Source organism: Streptomyces sp. NBC_01334, assembly GCF_035983595.1.
Lineage (GTDB): Bacteria > Actinomycetota > Actinomycetes > Streptomycetales > Streptomycetaceae > Streptomyces > Streptomyces coriariae.
The window spans coordinates 4,116,106-4,133,219 of sequence record NZ_CP130718.1 but is presented as its reverse complement, the minus strand read 5'-3'; the positions used below and the strand labels follow the sequence as shown (position 1 = coordinate 4,133,219).

Sequence of the window (17,114 nt, the reverse complement as noted above, 5' to 3'; positions counted from 1 at the left end):
CCGCAAGAGGTCGGCTTGGCAAGCGCTTTACCCGCAGCCGTCCTCGGCGGCGGTGTTCCCGCGGAACGTGGGGGCGGGCGGAGTGGGCGAAACCGCTCCGGAAGCCGCAGGTCCCGGCGTGCGGAATCCGAACGGACCGTAGTCGCCCGACTCCGTGGGGGCGGGGTTCGTGGGAATTTCCTGAGAAACCACCACCGGCCCGTCCGTGCGCAGCCGTTCGAAGAGTTTCTCCGCCTCCGGCTCCACCAGTTGGTCGCGATTGGCGTTGTAGACGTACGACTCTCGCGGAACGGTCAGGAATTGCACATGTTCGGTGGGAATGTCCCGCAGGCCGCGCACGAGTTCGTACAGTCCGCGAAGACTCGCCAGATCCGGGTCGGTGGTGAGCGAGGACGTGGCCGCGTCCAGCAGCGGATACAGCTTCGCCGGGTTCAGCAGGACGTCATTGCTCTGCACCTTGTTGACGAGCGCCCCGAGGAACCGCTGCTGCCGGTCCATCCGGTCGGTGTCACTGCCGTTCCCGAGGGACTTGCGGGCCCGCACGTACCCGAGCGCCTGCTCCCCGTCGAGCGTGACCCTCCCGGCGGGCAGCCGCAGCTTGGCGGCCTTGTCGTCGATCGGCTCCTTCAGACACACCTCGACCCCGTCCACGGCGTCGACCATGTCCTTGAACCCGGCGAAGTCGACGACCACGTGGTGATCGATCCGGACGCCCGTCAGCTTCTCCACCGTCCGGATAGTGCAGGCCGAACCACCGTTCTGGAAAGCGTAGTTGAACATCGCGAACATCGGCTCGGTCCGCTTCCCGTCCGGCCGCAGACAGCCCGGCACGTCCACCATCAGATCGCGCGGGACGGAGACGGCGGTGGCGCTGCGCCGCCCGGCCGCCAGATGCAGCAGGATCGTGGTGTCCGACCGCTCGGTCCCGGAGTCCCGCCCGTACTTCCGGTTCCCGTCCCCCGACCGCGAATCGGACCCGATGAGCAGGATGTTCTGCGCGTCCTTCACCAGCGAGGTCGGCCGCTCCCGCGCATACCGCTCGAGCTCGGCCGCGGCGTCGTCGTCGGGTGTGATGTTCCCGTCCAGCTTCGTGTAGACGACCCACCCCGTGACCCCGACCCCCAGGACGACCACCCCCGCCGCCCCCGCCCCGTACCGCATCCACCGCCGCCGGCGCCGCCGTATGAGCCCCCGCCCGTCGGCGGACGCCCCCACCCCCGGCCCGAGGGGCCCACCGGAACCCGCCGCTTCCCTCACGTCCGATCCACCCCTCCCGCCTCCGGACCCGCTTCGGCCGTACGAGCGTGTAGAGCTGTCCCTACGACGATGCCGTGAAGCGGGCCGCGAGGGGGGACGGGGGTGGGCCGAACGGGTGAGGCGGGCGGGGGCCGCCTTGTGGGCCGGGGCGCGTGACGCAGCCTGTCCGGGGCCGGGTCGGCGGGGCCGCCTTGCGGGCTGGGGTGCGGGAAATCAGCCGTCCGGCAGCGAGTGGGCGGCGGCGCGGAAAATCAGCCCGTCCGGCTCCGAGTGGGCGGGGGCGAGTAAAACAGCCCGTCCGGCGTTTGAGGGCGAGGCCCCTTCAGGGCCGAAGCGGGGCCTGGGGGCGGAAGCCCCCGGCAACGCCGACGCCGAGCACCGACCCTCCCGCCCGCCCGGAGGGCTACCGCGCGGTCGCCGTCACCCGCTCACTCTCCACCCGCCGAGCCACAGCCTCCTCGCCGGCCTCCGTCAGGTTCACGCACAGCACCACGGACCCCCCGCTCGCCAGCGGCGCGTACAGCCCGGCGCTCAGCCCCTCCCACGTGTCGTACGCCAGCCCCGACAGCAGCCGGGAACCGGGACCCGTCAGCCCCAGCCCCGACGCCTCCGCCCGCGCCCGCTCCACGACCTCGGCCCCGGTGTACTCGGCCCCGGCCACGATCAGCGCGGGCTCCTCGGGGTCGACGGGTGCGTACGGCACGAAACGGTCCCCGAAGGTCGGGACGTTGACGGCGTAGTCGTCGTACCCCTCCGGCGGGCCCGGCACGAATCGCCGTCCGAGCGGCGCCAGCGACAGCGCGTACCGCTCGCCCCGGCACGCCAGCCCCGCCTCGAACGACCCGGGCCCGGCGACGACGAAGTCCGCCCGCGCCGGATCCCCGGCGACGTCCGCGACGACGCCCACCGACGAACACGCCAGCAGCCACACCGCCGTCTGCCAGTGCGCGGGCAGCAGCAGCGCGACCCGGTCGCCGGGCTCGGCGGACAGTCCGTCCTGGAGGAGGTTGGCGGTTTTGGCCACCCAGTTGGCGAAGGTGGCCACGGACAATTCGACCCGCTCGCCCGTGGCGTCGTCGTAGAAGGTCACCAAGGGGCGCGCGGGGTCCGCGGCCAGCGCGGAACGCAGCAGGTCGGCCGGGGTGCGATCGGTGGCAGTCACCCGCGCAAGCGTACGCGCCGGCCCGGGCGCCGTACCGGTCGCCGGGCCCTCCCGGAGCCACCGGTTCGGCCGAACGCACCCGACGGCCCGTCAATTCCCCGATGGACAGAAATGTATGGATATGTCCAGGATCGTTGGCATGCGCGGATTGCTTGCTACCTCGATCGGTGTCACCTGCGCGGCGGCACTCGCCCTCCCGCTGACGCCGCCCGCCAGCGCGGCGACGGCGCGACCGGCGTCGGCCGCGGAGGCGGCGCCCAGCGGGACGGCCAGGGCCACGAGCCCCGACACCCCCGTCACCTCATCCCTCTCCGACCCGTTCCTCTCCGACCACCCGGCTCAGCGAACTCTTCCCGACCAGCCGGACCAGCCGGACCAGCCGGACCTGCCCGGCGTGCCCGCTCTTCCCGACCTCCCGGGCAGCACCCAGTCGCTGCCCCTCACCGCTCTCGCCCGCGACCGGGCACTGGGCGGCGCCGCCACCGACCAGGGCCTGCCCCGCCGGGACGTACGCCACTTCTCCCTCCTCGGCGTCGTCTGGGACGACCCGGCCGCCGAACTCCACGGCCGCGTCCAGGTCCGTACCCGTACGTCCGACACCGGCGCCTGGTCCGGCTGGCAGGACGTCGAGACCCACAACGCCGACCACGGCGCCGACCCCGGCACACCCGAGAGCGCCTCGGGCCGGGTCCGCGGCGCCACGGCCCCGCTGTGGGTCGGTGACTCCGACGGCGTCGAGATCAGAGTCCATCCGGACACCGAACGCCGTACGGAGGAGACGGCGACCGCCGCCCTGCTCCCCTCCGGCCTGCGCCTGGAACTGGTCGACCCGGGCTCGACACCCCCCGAGCACGTCCCCGCGGGCCCCCCGCGCAGCCGGACACTGACCACCGGGTCCGGCCCGGCGGGCGCCCCGGAAGCGCTGGACCCGCCCGACGCGGCAACCGAGAAGACCGCCGGGACCGCGACGGCGGCCGACGAGACTGCAACGGCGGCCGACGAGACTGCAACGGCGGCCGACGAGACCGTGACGGCGGCCGACGAGGCCGAGGCGGGCGAGGGGGTCGAAGCCGGCGAAGGGGTCGAGGCGGGCGAAGGGGCCGAGGGGGCCGAGCCCGCAGCCATGACCGCCATGACCGCCGAGACGGCCGCGGCCTCCGCCGCCAACGCCCCCCTCGCCCCGCTCGGCGCCACACAGATCCCCGCCCTGGACCGCCTGGGCACCGAACGCGAACTCCTCGCCCTGCGCGGGGCCGAGTTGACGCCGGCCCAGCGGGCGAAGCCGTACATCGGCCCGCGGCCGAGCATCGTCACGCGGCGCGGCTGGGGCGCCGACGAGAAGCTGCGGGAGAGCGGCTTCCGCTATACGACGAAGGTCAAGGCCGCGTTCGTGCACCACACGGCGTCGGGCAACGGCTACAAGTGCTCACAGGCCCCGTCCGTCATCCGTGGTATCTACCGCTACCACGTGAAGAGCATGGGCTGGCGCGACGTCGGCTACAACTTCCTCGTCGACAAGTGCGGGAAGATCTACGAGGGCCGCGCCGGGGGAGTGGCGAAGCCGGTCCTCGGCGCCCACACCCTCGGTTTCAACAGCAACAGCATGGGGATCGCCGTCCTCGGCACGTTCACCTCCGCCAAGCCGACCACCGCCACGGTCGACGCCGTCGCGCGCCTGACGGCATGGAAACTCGGCCTCTTCGGGGCGAATCCGAAAGGAAAGACATACCTGAAGTCCGGCGGTGGCAATCTCTACGGAAAGGGAAAGAACGTACGACTGAATGTGATCTCGGGTCACCGGGACGGGTTCGCCACGGAATGCCCAGGCAGGCAGCTCTACGGCAAGCTCGGCTCGGCCCGCTCCACCGCGGCGCGCTTCCAGGGGCGCTGAGGCGGGCGATTCGGTTCGGGAGCCCCGGGGCCTGGGGAGGCCCCGGAGGCCGCACGCCCCCGGACGGCCGGAAAGCACATCCAGATGGGGGCACCTTCAGCCCGTCGGGGGGACAGTCTCCTGGGACTGGGACGGAACACCAACGGCCTGGAAGTCGCCACGCAACGGTCTGCATACACTGGCCGGTCGAATGACGGTTCGACCGGTCCCGGCAGGAAGCAGAGACGACGGTGACAGAAGCGATCCTCCTGGTCGGCGGCAAGGGCACCCGGCTGCGCCCACTCACGGTGCACACGCCCAAACCCATGGTCAGGGCGGCGGGGGTGCCGTTCCTCACGCATCAACTGGCGCGGGCGAGAGCGGCGGGCGTGGACCACATCGTCCTGGCGACGAGCTATCTGGCGGAGGTCTTCGAACCGTACTTCGGCGACGGCTCGGCACTCGGCCTGCACATCGAGTACGTGACGGAGGACGAACCCCTCGGCACGGGCGGCGCGATCCGCAACGTGGCGTCCCGACTGCACTCCGGCCCCGACGACCCGGTCCTGATCTTCAACGGCGACATCCTCACCGGCCTGGACATCCGAAGGCTGGTGGCCACCCACGAGGCGACGGCGGCGGACGTCTCCCTGCACCTGACGAAGGTGACGGACCCGAGGGCCTACGGCCTGGTCCCCACCGACGGGACGGGCAAGGTCCTGGCGTTCCTGGAGAAGCCGCAGACCCCGGAGGAGATCGTCACCGACCAGATCAACGCGGGGGCGTACGTCTTCCGCCGCTCGGTCATCGACACGATCCCGCAGGGCCGCCCGGTGTCGGTGGAGCGCGAGACGTTCCCCGACCTCCTCTCGGCCGGAGCCCATCTGCAGGGCATGGTCGACTCGACGTACTGGCTCGACCTGGGCACCCCGGCGGCCTTCGTCCGGGGCTCGGCGGACCTGGTCCTCGGCCGGGCCCCGTCCCCAGCGGTCCCCGGCCGCTGCGGCGACCGTCTGGTCCTCCCGACGGCCAGGGTCGCCCCCGACGCGAAGCTGACGGGCGGCACGGTGGTGGGCGAGGGCGCCTTCGTGGCGCAGGGCGCGAGGGTCTTCGGCTCGACGATCCTCCCCGGCGCCGTCATCGAACCGGGCGCCGTCATCACCGACTCCCTCATCGGCACCCGGGCCCGCGTGGGCGAACGCTCCGTGCTCACGGGCACGGTCATCGGCGACGGCGCGATAGTCGGCCCCGACAACGAACTCCGGGACGGCGCGCGGGTGTGGTGCGACGCGAGAATCCCGGCGGGCGCGGTCCGCTTCTCGTCGGACCAGTAGCCCTTCAGCCCGTCTGGGGCCCCCTCCGTGGCAGTTCGAGGACGAGGCCGTGCAGGCCGACACAGGGGTCCAGGGCCGACGCGGGGGTCCAAGCCGACATGGTGGGGGTCCAGGCCGACATGGGGGGCCAGGAGGCAGAGCCCTCTTGCGAGGAGGGGAACGGGCAGGGGCGGCGGGGGTGAAACCCCCTCGCCCAGCCCTCGCGGAGAGCGGCCACCCCTCACAACTTCCCGATGTCCCCCCGGGGCATCTTCGGCGCCCGCCGGGGCGGCACCCGTCCACTCAACAAGATCAACCGGGCCGCCCGGTGCCGCTGCCCCGCATACGGCTCCAGCAGTTCCAGCATCACGGAGTCATCGGCTTCCCGATCCCCCGCCAACGCCCACCCCACGATCCCCGGCAGATGCAGATCCCCCACGGTCACCGCATCCGCCGCCCCATGGCTGCGCTGCACGGTCTCCGCGGACGTCCACGGCCCGATCCCCGGCACGACCTCCAGCCGAGCCTGGGCCTCGGCCGGAGCCATCCGCACCGCCTCCTCCATCCGCGCGGCGACCCGAACGGCCCGCAGGATCGTCGACGCCCGCTTGTTGTCGACGCCCGCCCGATGCCACTCCCAGGACGGGATCAGCGCCCACGTCCGGGGCGTCGGCATCACCCAGAGCCGCCCGTCCGCCGCGGGCCCCGGCGCCGGCTCCCCGAACTTGCGCACCAGCAGTCGCCACGCCCGGTACGCCTCGTCGGTGGTGACCTTCTGCTCCAGCACGGAGGGGATCAACGACTCCAGCACCAGCCCGGTCCGCGTCAGCCTGAGGCCCGGCCGCCGATGCCGGGCCGTCGCCACCACGCGATGCCGGGGCACGAACGCCTCCGGCGCGTCCGCCGCCCCGAGCAGCTCCGGCAACCGGTCCAACAACCACTCCGCGCCCGGCCCCCACGCCTCCCCGCGCACCGCGCCGCCCGCCACGGCGACGCGCAGCGTCCCCGGCCCGGCGGGGGTGAGGCTGGCCCGCCACACCGACCCGTCCGGCATCGCGCGGAACGTCGGATCACCCGGTCCGCGCCGGAGAGGCCCGAGGACCAGTCCGAGATCGATCGGCCCCTCCGGCACCCAGCTCCGCACCCGCCCGGCCGCCGAGGCCTGCCGCGGCACCCCGACGGGCACGCCGACATGCCCACCGCGCACGGTCGTACGGGTGGGCCGGGGAGAGAACCGTCCTGACACGAAGAGTCCCGGGGAGAGGAAGAGAGATGCTACGAGAGTAGGCGCACCCACCCACATGCCACCGCACGACGCCCAGAACGGCACCACGCGAGCCACCACGACACCCATGCGGCGTCCACGGGCCACCGCGACACCCGTACCGGCGCCATGCAGGCCACTGTCGGGCGCGGTACGGCTCGCCCCACGGGGTCACCTCGCGGTGCGGCGGATGACCCACCACCGCCCGGCTTGCATCACCCCCGGTGGAGGTCCCGTCCGGGCGCCGTCACTGTCCGGCGCAGTTCACCGCCAGGCGGAGGCCACCGCGCACCCACCCCACCGAGCCGAGCCTCAACCTCACCGCACCTCGACAAAGTCCCCCACCTCCCGCTCGCCACGGGCCCGGGGCTCCTCCGCCGCGTGCCCGATCGCCACCGCACCCATCGGGTCCCAGTTCTCCGGCAGCTCCAGCACCTCCCGCACCACGTCCCGGCAGAACATCGTCGACGACACCCACGCGGACCCCAGCCGCTCCCCGGCCAGCGCGACCAGGAAGTTCTGTACGCCGGCCCCGGTCGCGACCACGAACATCTCCCGCTCGGCCGCGTCCCGCCGCGCGTCGCCGTAGGTGTGCGACCCGTCCATCACCAGACACGGCACCACCAGACAGGGCGCGTTGCGCAGGACGTCGCCCCGCCGCACCCGCTTGGCGATGGACTCCTCGGACTTCCCGTCCCGCCGCAGATCCGCGATCCACGCGTCCCGCATGGCGTCCAGCAGCCGCACCCTCGACCCCGCCGACTCCAGCAGCACGAACCGCCACGGCGTCGTGTGATGCGGAGCAGGAGCCGTGACGGCCGCCGCCACCGCCCGCCGTACCGCCCCCGGATCGACCGGCTCGTCGGTGAAGGACCGCACCGTCCGCCGCTGGGTGACCGCCAGCCGCACCGCCTCGGACGTCCCGAGCCGGAACATGTCGTCGCGCGCACCGCGCACCATGACCCGCGCCCCGGCGAGCGCACTCCCGTCGGCCGCGTCGGCTTGGGCGTTGTCGGTGTTCTCGGCCACGACGACGTGTCCCAGTCCCCGCACCACGGCCACGGGCAGCCCGGCGGCCTTCCCCTTCACGAGATCCCCGGCGCCGGCCAGCTCGTCCGCCGTGGCGACGACCGTCGCGCTCAGCGGATTGCCGTACGCGTCCGTGCCCCCACGCAGGTCGTCCAGCACCCGCACCCCGGCGGCGCCGATCGCCACATCCGTCAGCCCGGCGCGCCAGGGCCGTCCGAAGGTGTCGGTGACGACGACCCCGACGTCCACACCGAGCGCGTCCCGCAGCCCGGCCCGGATCGCCCGCGCCGACGCGTCCGGGTCCTCGGGCAGCAACAGCACGGTCCCCGCAGGGGTGTTGGAGGCATCGACACCGGCGGCGGCCATGATCAGCCCCTGCCGGTTCTCGACGATCCGCAGCGCCCCGCGCCGGGCCACGACCCGTACGGTCTCGGCGTCGATCGCGGCCTCCCGGTCGTCCGCCCGGACGATCCGGCCCTCGGCCTTGGACACGATCTTCGAGGTGACGAGCAGGACGTCACCGTCGGCCAGGCCGGGCTCGGCGGCCGCGATCAGCTTCGCGAGGTCGTCCCCGGGCCGCACCTCGGGCAGCCCGTCCACGGCCCAGACCCGGTAACCGGTGTCGAAGGAACCGCTCATGCCCCGCGCACCTCCTCGGCCAGTGCCAGCGCCTCCTGTGCCATCCGCGCGGTCGCGTCGAGGTCGCTCATCATCAGCGGGACGGCCCGGCAGCGGACGCCGGCCGCCTCCACCCGCTCCACGGTGCCCGCGTCCACGGTGTCGACGAGCCAGCCGTCCAGGAGACCCGAGCCGTAGTGCTCGGCCACCGCCGCGGCCGTCGACTCCACGCCGACCGCCGCGAGCACCTTGTCGGCCATGCCGCGCACGGGCGCGTCCCCGACGATGGGGGACAGGCCCACCACCGGCACCCCGGCTTCGGCGATCGCCTCGCGGATGCCCGGTACGGCGAGGATCGTGCCGATCGAGACGATCGGGTTGGACGGCGGGAAGAGGATCACGTCCGCCGCCGCGATGGCCTCCAGCACCCCCGGCGCCGGCTTCGCCTGCTCGGCGCCGACCGGCACGACCGCCTCCGCCGGCACCGACGCCCGCAGCCGCACCCAGTACTCCTGGAAGTGCACGGCCTTGCGCTCGCCGTCCGCCTCGACCGCGACATGGGTCTCCACCCGGTCGTCGGTCATCGGGATGAGCCGGACGCCCGGCTGCCACCGGTCGCAGAGCGCCTCGGTCACCGCGCTGAGCGGGTACCCGGCGCCGATCATCTGCGTCCGCACGATGTGTGTGGCGAAGTCCCGGTCGCCCAGCCCGAACCACCCGGGCCCGGCGCCGTACGCGGCGAGCTCCTCCTTCAGGTGGAAGGTCTCGTCGGCCCGCCCCCAGCCCTGCTCCTCGTTGATGCCGCCGCCGAGCGTGTACATCACCGTGTCGAGGTCGGGGCAGACCTTCAGCCCGAAGAGGTGGATGTCGTCGCCGGTGTTGCCGATAACCGTGATGTCCGCGTCCGGCACGGCCTGCTTCAGACCGCGCAGGAACCGGGCACCGCCGATGCCGCCTGCCAGAACCACAATGCGCATGAGGGCAAGTCTCGCAGGCGGCCACGACAGCCCGTCGGCCGGTTGTGGACAACCACCCGCCTGTGGATATCCGGTCCACCCGTACGTGCCGACGCGGACGGCGTCCGCTCACGAGCGGATCACGAGCTGACGGCGTCCACCTGTTCGTACGTGTCGAGCGCCGCGCAGGCGATGGGGGCCCTCCCGGCCGGGTGCAGCCGGGACCGGGGATGCATGGGCATGTCCGTCAGTCCCGGGAAGTACACGTGCAGGCTCACCGCGGGCTCCAGCGCGTCGTTGACGACCTCGTGCGCGTACCCCGGGGCGAACACCCGCTGCACACCCGAGGCCAGTACCCGCTTGCCGCGCTCGGTGCGCTCGGTCAGCTCGCCGTCCAGGACGGTGAGCACACCGGAGGAGCCGCCGTGGTCGTGCAGCCCGCTGCCCTGGCCGGGCACCCAGGACAGCAGCCACACCTCGTAGCCGGGACCGGTGCGCAGCCGGTGGTACCAGCGGGTCGTCGCGTCGTACCGGACCAGGTGCTCCCACTGGGCACGGTCCGCGGCGATCGAACGGGCCAGGCCGACGAACTCGGCGACGGTGGCCGGGTGCTCGCGCGGTGCCTGGAGGAGGTGCGGGACTTCGAGGATGTCGCCCGCGATCTGGAGGTCGCTGTCGCTGTTCATGGGGTGCGGTGGTTCCTCGGCGGAAGAGGCGGAAGAGTGGGGGGCCTGCGGGGTGTCGCGTACCGTCCGCCCGGATCACGGGTGGAGCAGGAGCGCCCTGGTGTGGGCCGATGGGAAACAGCAGCCGAGTCGCGGTGGACTCAGGAGGAGCAGCCGGAGCGCCTTGGGCTCAACAGCTGGAACGACGACAACAGCTACAGCGAGCGCGGGCAGCACCGTGGGACCCGGCGGAGCCGGTCGAGGTGAGTGCCAAGTTCGCGAGCATGCCCACAAGGACAGCGGTTCACACCTTCACTGTCAACTCGACGCCCGGTATGTGGGACCAGGTTCACCTCATCCGGTCCATCTCGGAGGTGAAAGGTTTGTGCACACGTCCTTCGGGACACATGGCGCACAAGCCGGGCGCGCAAGCCTCGTGGCGATCCCGTGATCCGACTGTGATCAGGTTCGCTTCCGCGCGCGTGCCGCAACGGGATCGCACCTTTGGGCGTCCTTCCCCGTACAAGCGCTGTGCGGGGCCGGTGGCCCTCCGGGGCTTCATCTGCTTGTCAAGGTTTATGGCGATTTGAACACTTACCGCATGGCCTTGGTTCCGCAGAGTGAATAAGGGGCCCAATAGCAGATCTCGGCTTGACTCGCCCGGAGCAGCACACTTGTAATTTCACTCGTGTCGTTCAGCCGATATCGGTAACGGCCAGGTCACGGGGACGCGAAAGACAGAGCGAGGGGCGCACATGACCGAGCTGGTGCAGCAACTGCTGGTCGACGTCGACGACGCGGACGAGGAACTCGGCTGGCAGGAGCGCGCGCTGTGCGCCCAGACCGATCCCGAGTCCTTCTTCCCCGAGAAGGGCGGCTCCACCCGCGAGGCGAAGAAGGTCTGCCTCGCCTGCGAGGTCCGCTCCGAATGCCTTGAGTACGCCCTCGCCAACGACGAGCGCTTCGGCATCTGGGGCGGCCTGTCCGAGCGGGAGCGCCGCCGGCTGAAGAAGGCGGCGGTCTGAGAACCGCCCGGTTCGACAGCACAAGGGCGTCACGGCATCGCGGTACGCAGAGAAAAGGGTCCGAACGGCCCGTCGCACGTGGGTTGTCCACAGGCGGCGGGCCGTCGTCCTGCCCAGCCGATAGTGTGGGCGCTCGTCCGAGACACCCAGCCGCACCACACGGCGCAGGCGTCCACCGCAGTCCACCGAACCGGGGCCCGTACCTCGATGTCCGTGCACAGCCACACGGCAGCCCATCAAGACCGCGCTGCCACACCTGAGTTCCCGCGTCATGTAGTGACCGCGGTGATCGTCGCCCACGACGGTGCCCGCTGGCTGCCCGACGCGCTCGCCGGGCTGCTCGGCCAGGAGCGCCCCGTCCAGTCCGTCATGGCCGCCGACACCGGCAGCTCGGACGACTCCGCGCGCCTGGTCACCGAGGCCCTCGGCGACGACCGCGTCCTGCACCTCGCCCGGCGCACCGGGTTCGGCCAGGCCGTGGAGGAGGCCAACCGGACGGCCCCGGTCCTCACCCCCGAGGAACTGCCGTACCTGAAGCGCCCCAGCGGCTGGGACCCCGTCACGCGCACCTGGCGCGACGACAACTACGACCTGCCGGAGCTCCCGCACGGAGAGCCCGTCCAGTGGCTGTGGCTGCTGCACGACGACTGCGCCCCGGAACCGGACGCACTGGCCGAACTGCTGCGCGTGGTCGACAACGAACTCGAACTGGGCCGGGACGACGTGGCCGTCGTCGGCCCCAAGCTCCGCGGCTGGTACGACCGCCGCCAGCTCCTCGAGGTCGGCGTCACCATCGCCCACTCCGGCCGCCGCTGGACCGGCCTGGACCGCCGCGAACAGGACCAGGGACAGCACGACCACGTCCGGTCCGTGCTGTCCGTGTCCACCGCCGGCATGCTGATCCGCCGCGACGTCTTCGAACAGCTCGGCGGCTTCGACCGCCGCCTGCCCCTGATGCGCGACGACGTCGACCTGTGCTGGCGCGCGCAGGCGGCCGGCCACCGCGTCCTCATCGCCCCCGAGGCCGTCGTACGGCACGCCGAGGCCGCCTCCCGCGAGCGCCGCACCGTCGACTGCGCGGGCCGCACCAGCGCCTCCCCGCACAAGGTCGACAAGGCCGGCGCCGTCTACACCCTCCTCGTCAACAGCCGTACCGCCCTGCTGCCCTGGATCCTGGTGCGCCTGGTCCTCGGCACCCTGCTGCGGACCGTCGCCTACCTCGTCGGCAAGGTCCCCGGACAGGCCGTCGACGAGATCCGCGGTCTGCTGGGCACCCTGCTGCGGCCCGAGCGGATCATCGCCGGGCGGCGCAGGCGCGGGAAGCCGGCGGTCGACAAGGATGAGCTGCGCCCCCTCTTCCCGCCACCCGGCGCGACCGTGCGGGCCACCGTCGAACAGGTCGCCGGCGACTTCTTCGGCTCCTCCGACCCCGAGGCCGTGTCCGGCGCGGGCCGGCACGGCGGCGCCGTCGAGTCCGGACCCGGCGGCGACGACGCCGACTTCCTGGAGATCGAGCAGTTCGCCCGCCTCAAGCGCATCGCGCGCAAGCCCGGCCCGGTGCTCTTCCTGGTCCTGCTGCTCGTCTCCCTGGTCGCCTGCCGCAATCTCCTCGGCGGTGGCGCGCTCGCGGGCGGCGCCCTGCTGCCCGCCCCGGCCGACGCCTCCGAGCTGTGGTCGCGCTACCTGGACGCCTGGCATCCGATCGGCGCGGGCGGCACCCCGTCCGCCCCGCCCTATCTCGCGATCATCGCGACGCTGGCCACCCTGCTGTTCGGCTCGACCGGACTCGCCCTCACCGTGCTGCTCGTCTGCTCGGTGCCGCTGGCCGGCCTCGCCGCCTACTTCGCCTCCCGGCCGCTCGTCGAGTCACGCCTCCTGCGCGCCTGGGCGGCCGTCGTCTACGCCTTCCTGCCCGCCGCCACCGGCGCCCTCGCCGGCGGCCGGGTCGGCACCGCGGTCCTGGCCGTCCTGCTGCCGCTCATCGCCCGCGCGGGCGTCGCCGCGAGCGGCCTGACGCACGCGTCCGGCGCCCGCGGCAGCTGGCGCGCCACCTGGGCGTACGCGCTGCTGCTGACGATCACCACCGCGTTCACGCCGATCGTCTGGCCCCTCGCGCTCGTCCTCGGCATCGCGGTCCTGGCCGTCCGCCGCCGCGAGATCACCGCCTACGGCCTGCGCTTCCTGGCCCAGCTGGGCACCCCCCTGCTGATCCTCGCGCCCTGGTCGCTGTCCCTGCTGCCGTTCGGCTTCTTCACCCAGGCCGGCCTCGACTACGGCGCGTCGACCGCCACCGCCCTCGACCTGCTCGGCGCCAGCCCCGGCGGCCCCGGCACCGTCGACGGCCTGATGCTCATCGGCATCGTGCTGGCCGCGCTGGCCGCACTGCTCCGCTCCGAGCGCCACTTCGGCGTCTGGGCGGCCTGGGCGGTCGCCCTCGTGGGCCTCGTCTTCGCGATCCTGTCCAACAGCTCCACCTGGGCCGGGCCCGCCACCCTCGTCTACGGCATCGCCCTCCTCGCCGCCGCCGTCATCGGCGCCGACGGGGCACGCACGCGTGTCGCCGAGCAGAGCTTCGGCTGGCGCCAGCCGGTGGCCGCCCTCATCGCCTTCGCCTCGGCCGCCGGCCCGCTGCTCGTCGCCGCCGGCTGGATGATCGGCGGCGCCGACGGCCCCCTGGAGCGCCGCGACCCCGTACAGGTGCCCGCGTTCGTCGCCGAGGAGGCCGGCAACCGCGACCAGGCCCGCACCCTCGTCCTCGACAGCGACTCCGCCGCCCACGTCGCCTACATGCTGGTCCGCGGCTCCGGCGCCCGCCTCGGCGACGCCGAACTCGCCGCGGCCGACGGCGAGAACAAGCAGCTCGACAAGGTCGTCGCCAATCTCGTGGCCGGCTCCGGCGCCGACCAGGCCGACCAGCTGGGCAAGTTCGCCGTGGGCTACGTCCTCGTCCACAAGGGCGCGCCTCGCGACGTCACGCGCGTCCTGGACGCCACCCCCGGCCTGAAGCGGCTCAGCCAGCAGGACGGCAGCGCCCTGTGGCGGGTCGACCAGGAGGTCTCCCGCGCGGCCGTCGTCGCCGAGTCCGGCAAGGGCACCGCGACTCCGGTCGCCGCAGGTCCCGTCGACATCCACACCACCGTCCCCGACGGCTCCGGCAGCCGCGTCCTGCGCCTGGCCGACACCGCCGCCGAAGGCTGGACGGCCACCCTCGACGGCAAGCCCCTCACCCCCACCACCGTCGACGGCTGGGCCCAGGGCTTCGAACTCCCGGCCACCGGCGGGAAGCTGGACGTCACCTACGACGACCCCTTCACCCACACCGCCTGGCTGTGGGCGCAGGGCTTCCTCGCTCTCGTCCTCGTCGTCCTCGCCCTTCCCGGCCGCCGCCGCGACGTCGACGACGACCTTCCCGAGGAGGAGCCGATCCCGGCCCAGGCGGTCGACGGCGAGGGCCGCCGCGCCCGCCGTCTGCGCGCCCAGGCCGAGGCCGAGGCCGAAGAGCCCGGCCACCACGAGGAGTTCCCGTCGCCGCCGCAGGAGGAGCCGGTCGCGGTCCCCCAGCAGCAGTCGTACGACATGGGAGTCCCCCCGGACGGGCAGGGCGGGGACTGGCGCGGGGACCGGGCGAACTACGCGAACGCCGAGTACGGCGGTTACGCGGGCGAGCAGTACCAGGGCACCCAGCAGTACCCGGCGGGCGGCTACGACCAGCAGGCCTACGACCCCTACCAGGCCGGCCAGTACGACCCGTACGCCTACGACGGCCAGGCCCAGCAGGCGCCGTACGACCAGACCTACCAACAGCAGGGCTACGACCCGTCGGCCTACGACCAGGGCGGCTACGACCCCGCCTACGACCCGGACCGGCACCCCCACGGCACCGGCAACGAGCGCCCCGACGGGAGCCAGCAGTGAACCGCACCACCCTGTCCCTGATCGCCGGCACGGCCGCGCTCGCCGCGGTCACCGGGTTCGCCACGCTCAACCAGCCGGACACGGCCACCGCCGACACCGCCCAGGCGGCCGCCGAACTGCCCGTGGAGCGCACGAGCCTGCTCTGCCCCTCGCCCAGCACGTCCGACCTCGCCGACACGTCGTACACGTCCTTCACGCCCGTCACCAAGGGCACGGACGGCGACGGCACGGCCGAACTCGCGGCAGCCACCGCGGAGTCGGCGGCCGCGACGACCGACAAGGCGACCGACAAGGCGACCGACAAGGCGACCGACAAGGCGACCGACAAGAAGAAGGCGACGAAGCCCGTCGTCACGCCCAAGGCACCCGGCACCCCGGCCGTCGGTGAGACCTCCGGCGGCGAGGCGCCCGCGCTGCTGGGCACCGCCGAGGGGAAGTTCGCGCCCGGCTGGACCGTCCAGGAGACCACCGAGGTCACCGCCGGCAGCGGCCGCGGCCTCCAGGGCGTCACCTGCACCGCGCCGGACACGGAGTTCTGGTTCCCGGGCGTCAGCACCGTCGCCGACCGCACGGACTACGTCCACCTCACCAATCCGGACGACTCCGCCGCCGTCGCCGACATCGAGCTCTACGGCAAGGACGGCGCCCTCCAGACCACGGTGGGGGAGGGCATCACGATCCCGGCGCACTCCAGCGAGCCGATCCTGCTGTCCACGCTCACCGGCGAGAAGCAGGAGGACCTCACCGTCCACGTGAACGTCCGCAGTGGCCGTGTGGGGGCCGCCGTCCAGGCCCTGGACGAGAAGCTCGGCGGGGACTGGCTGGCCGCCTCCACCGACCCGGCGGGCACCCAGGTCGTCCCGGGCATCCCCAAGGACGCCACGGCCGTCCGCCTCATCGCCTACGCGCCGGGTGACGCGGACGCCGACCTGAAAGTCCAACTCGCCTCCCCCTCGGGCCTGATCACCCCCGCCGGACACGAGACCCTGCACGTCAAGGCGGGCATGACGGCCTCGGTCGACCTGGGTGACGTCACGCGCGGCGAGGCGGGCTCGCTGGTCCTGACCCCGACGGACCGGTCGGTGCCCGTCGTCGCGGCCGTACGGGTCCTGCGCGGCAAGGGCGACCGGCAGGAGTCGGCGTTCATCACCGCCACCGCCCCGGTCGGCACGCGCGCGTCCGCCGCCGGCAACGGCGCCAAGGGCTCCACCCTCTCCCTGACCGCACCCAAGGGCACCGCCAAGGTCAAGGTCACCGCGTCCGCGGGCAGCGGCGGCGGCACGGCCGCGTCCCAGACGTTCACGGTCAAGGCCGGCACCACGCAGGAGGTCGAACTCCCCGTACCGGCAGGCCTGAAGGGCACCTACGCGCTGACCGTGGAACCCCTCACGGACACCCCGGTCTACGCCTCCCGCACCCTGACGGCCACCACGGAGGGCGTCCCGGGCTTCACTATCCAGACCCTGCCGGACGACCGCGGCACGGTGGCCGTCCCGGAGGCCGACGAGGATGTCGCGGTGCTGCAGAAGTAACCCGAAAGGGCTGTCGGGGTATCCCGGAAGAGGGGTGGGGGAGACGGATGCGGGGTGACGGGGTTCAGTCCTCGCCGTAGCGAGGATCCACCGTCTCCGGAGTCAGCCCCAGCAGCTCCGCGACCTGCTCGACGACCACCTCGTGCACCAACGCGGCCCGCTCGTCGCGCCCCTTGGTGCGGATCTCGACCGGCCGCCGGTAGACGACGACCCGCGCCCGCCCTCCCTCACGTGCGGGAATCGTCCCGCCCAGCGGGACCGCCTCGTCGTTCCAGGGTTCCGGGGCCGCGTCCAGACGCGGCACCTCCAGCACCATGAAGTCGATGTCGGCGAGCTGCGGCCACCGCCGCTCCAGCCGTTCCACGGAGTCCTGCACGAGATCCGCGAACACATCGGCACGGCTGGCGGCCAACGGAACCTGGGGCGGCGCGATCGGCCCCCGCATGCCCCGGCCGTGGCGGTCGCGACGACGGGGTCCGGGGCCTGCGGCGGGGGGCGGTACGGGGCT

General features: G+C 73.1%; 12 protein-coding genes. 5 read left to right on the top strand and 7 right to left on the bottom strand.

Annotated elements, in window-relative coordinates; translation table 11 throughout:
• Positions 1-27: 27 nt before the first annotated feature.
• Together OG736_RS18380 and OG736_RS18375 are read right to left on the bottom strand one after the other, a co-directional pair.
• Positions 28-1,161 (bottom strand): LCP family protein, encoded by a 1,134-nt coding sequence (locus tag OG736_RS18380; protein WP_327187638.1) that lies wholly within the window; start codon positions 1,159-1,161, stop codon positions 28-30.
• A 499-nt stretch (positions 1,162-1,660) separates the two neighbouring features.
• The gene (locus OG736_RS18375; RefSeq protein ID WP_327183407.1) at positions 1,661-2,419 is read right to left on the bottom strand and encodes a TIGR03089 family protein; all 759 of its coding nucleotides are present in this window, start codon (positions 2,417-2,419) and stop codon (positions 1,661-1,663) included.
• Between the two features lie 139 nt (positions 2,420-2,558).
• Between OG736_RS18375 and OG736_RS18370 the strand changes: the two genes are divergently transcribed.
• Together OG736_RS18370 and OG736_RS18365 are read left to right on the top strand one after the other, a co-directional pair.
• Entirely contained in the window at positions 2,559-4,310 is a 1,752-nt protein-coding gene (locus tag OG736_RS18370; protein ID WP_327183406.1) for a peptidoglycan recognition protein family protein, read from the top strand.
• Positions 4,311-4,540: 230 nt separating this feature from the next.
• A complete protein-coding gene (locus OG736_RS18365) occupies positions 4,541-5,623 on the top strand; it encodes a mannose-1-phosphate guanylyltransferase (RefSeq protein WP_327183405.1) in 1,083 nt (360 codons plus the stop codon).
• Between the two features lie 220 nt (positions 5,624-5,843).
• Here the strand turns inward: OG736_RS18365 and OG736_RS18360 are convergent, their stop codons facing one another.
• The 4 genes from OG736_RS18360 to OG736_RS18345 all read right to left on the bottom strand — a co-directional run bounded on the left by OG736_RS18360 (position 5,844) and on the right by OG736_RS18345 (position 10,155).
• Positions 5,844-6,848 (bottom strand): DNA-3-methyladenine glycosylase family protein, encoded by a 1,005-nt coding sequence (locus OG736_RS18360; RefSeq protein ID WP_327183404.1) that lies wholly within the window; start codon positions 6,846-6,848, stop codon positions 5,844-5,846.
• 336 nt (positions 6,849-7,184) lie between these two features.
• Positions 7,185-8,534: a coenzyme F420-0:L-glutamate ligase gene (locus OG736_RS18355; RefSeq protein ID WP_327183403.1), complete on the bottom strand. Its 1,350-nt coding sequence runs from the start codon at positions 8,532-8,534 to the stop codon at positions 7,185-7,187.
• Positions 8,531-9,490 (bottom strand): 2-phospho-L-lactate transferase, encoded by a 960-nt coding sequence (cofD, locus tag OG736_RS18350; protein ID WP_327183402.1) that lies wholly within the window; start codon positions 9,488-9,490, stop codon positions 8,531-8,533. The genes OG736_RS18355 and cofD overlap by 4 nt, the downstream gene beginning before the upstream one ends.
• Before the next feature lie 119 nt (positions 9,491-9,609).
• Positions 9,610-10,155, bottom strand: coding sequence for a cysteine dioxygenase (locus OG736_RS18345; RefSeq protein WP_327183401.1), 546 nt, complete (start codon positions 10,153-10,155; stop codon positions 9,610-9,612).
• Positions 10,156-10,889: 734 nt separating this feature from the next.
• Between OG736_RS18345 and OG736_RS18340 the strand changes: the two genes are divergently transcribed.
• The 3 genes from OG736_RS18340 to OG736_RS18330 all read left to right on the top strand — a co-directional run bounded on the left by OG736_RS18340 (position 10,890) and on the right by OG736_RS18330 (position 16,606).
• On the top strand, positions 10,890-11,159 hold the full coding sequence (locus tag OG736_RS18340; RefSeq protein ID WP_020128551.1) for a WhiB family transcriptional regulator: 270 nt from the start codon (positions 10,890-10,892) through the stop codon (positions 11,157-11,159).
• A gap of 207 nt (positions 11,160-11,366) precedes the next feature.
• The gene (locus OG736_RS18335) at positions 11,367-15,074 is read left to right on the top strand and encodes a glycosyltransferase family 2 protein (RefSeq protein WP_327183400.1); all 3,708 of its coding nucleotides are present in this window, start codon (positions 11,367-11,369) and stop codon (positions 15,072-15,074) included.
• Positions 15,071-16,606 carry a DUF5719 family protein gene (locus OG736_RS18330; RefSeq protein ID WP_327183399.1) on the top strand — a complete coding sequence of 512 codons (1,536 nt, stop codon included), beginning with the start codon at positions 15,071-15,073 and terminating at the stop codon, positions 16,604-16,606. The genes OG736_RS18335 and OG736_RS18330 overlap by 4 nt, the downstream gene beginning before the upstream one ends.
• A gap of 64 nt (positions 16,607-16,670) precedes the next feature.
• On the opposite strand, the gene OG736_RS18325 is transcribed toward OG736_RS18330, so the two are convergent.
• Positions 16,671-17,051 carry a metallopeptidase family protein gene (locus OG736_RS18325; RefSeq protein WP_171397645.1) on the bottom strand — a complete coding sequence of 127 codons (381 nt, stop codon included), beginning with the start codon at positions 17,049-17,051 and terminating at the stop codon, positions 16,671-16,673.
• Positions 17,052-17,114: the final 63 nt, after the last annotated feature.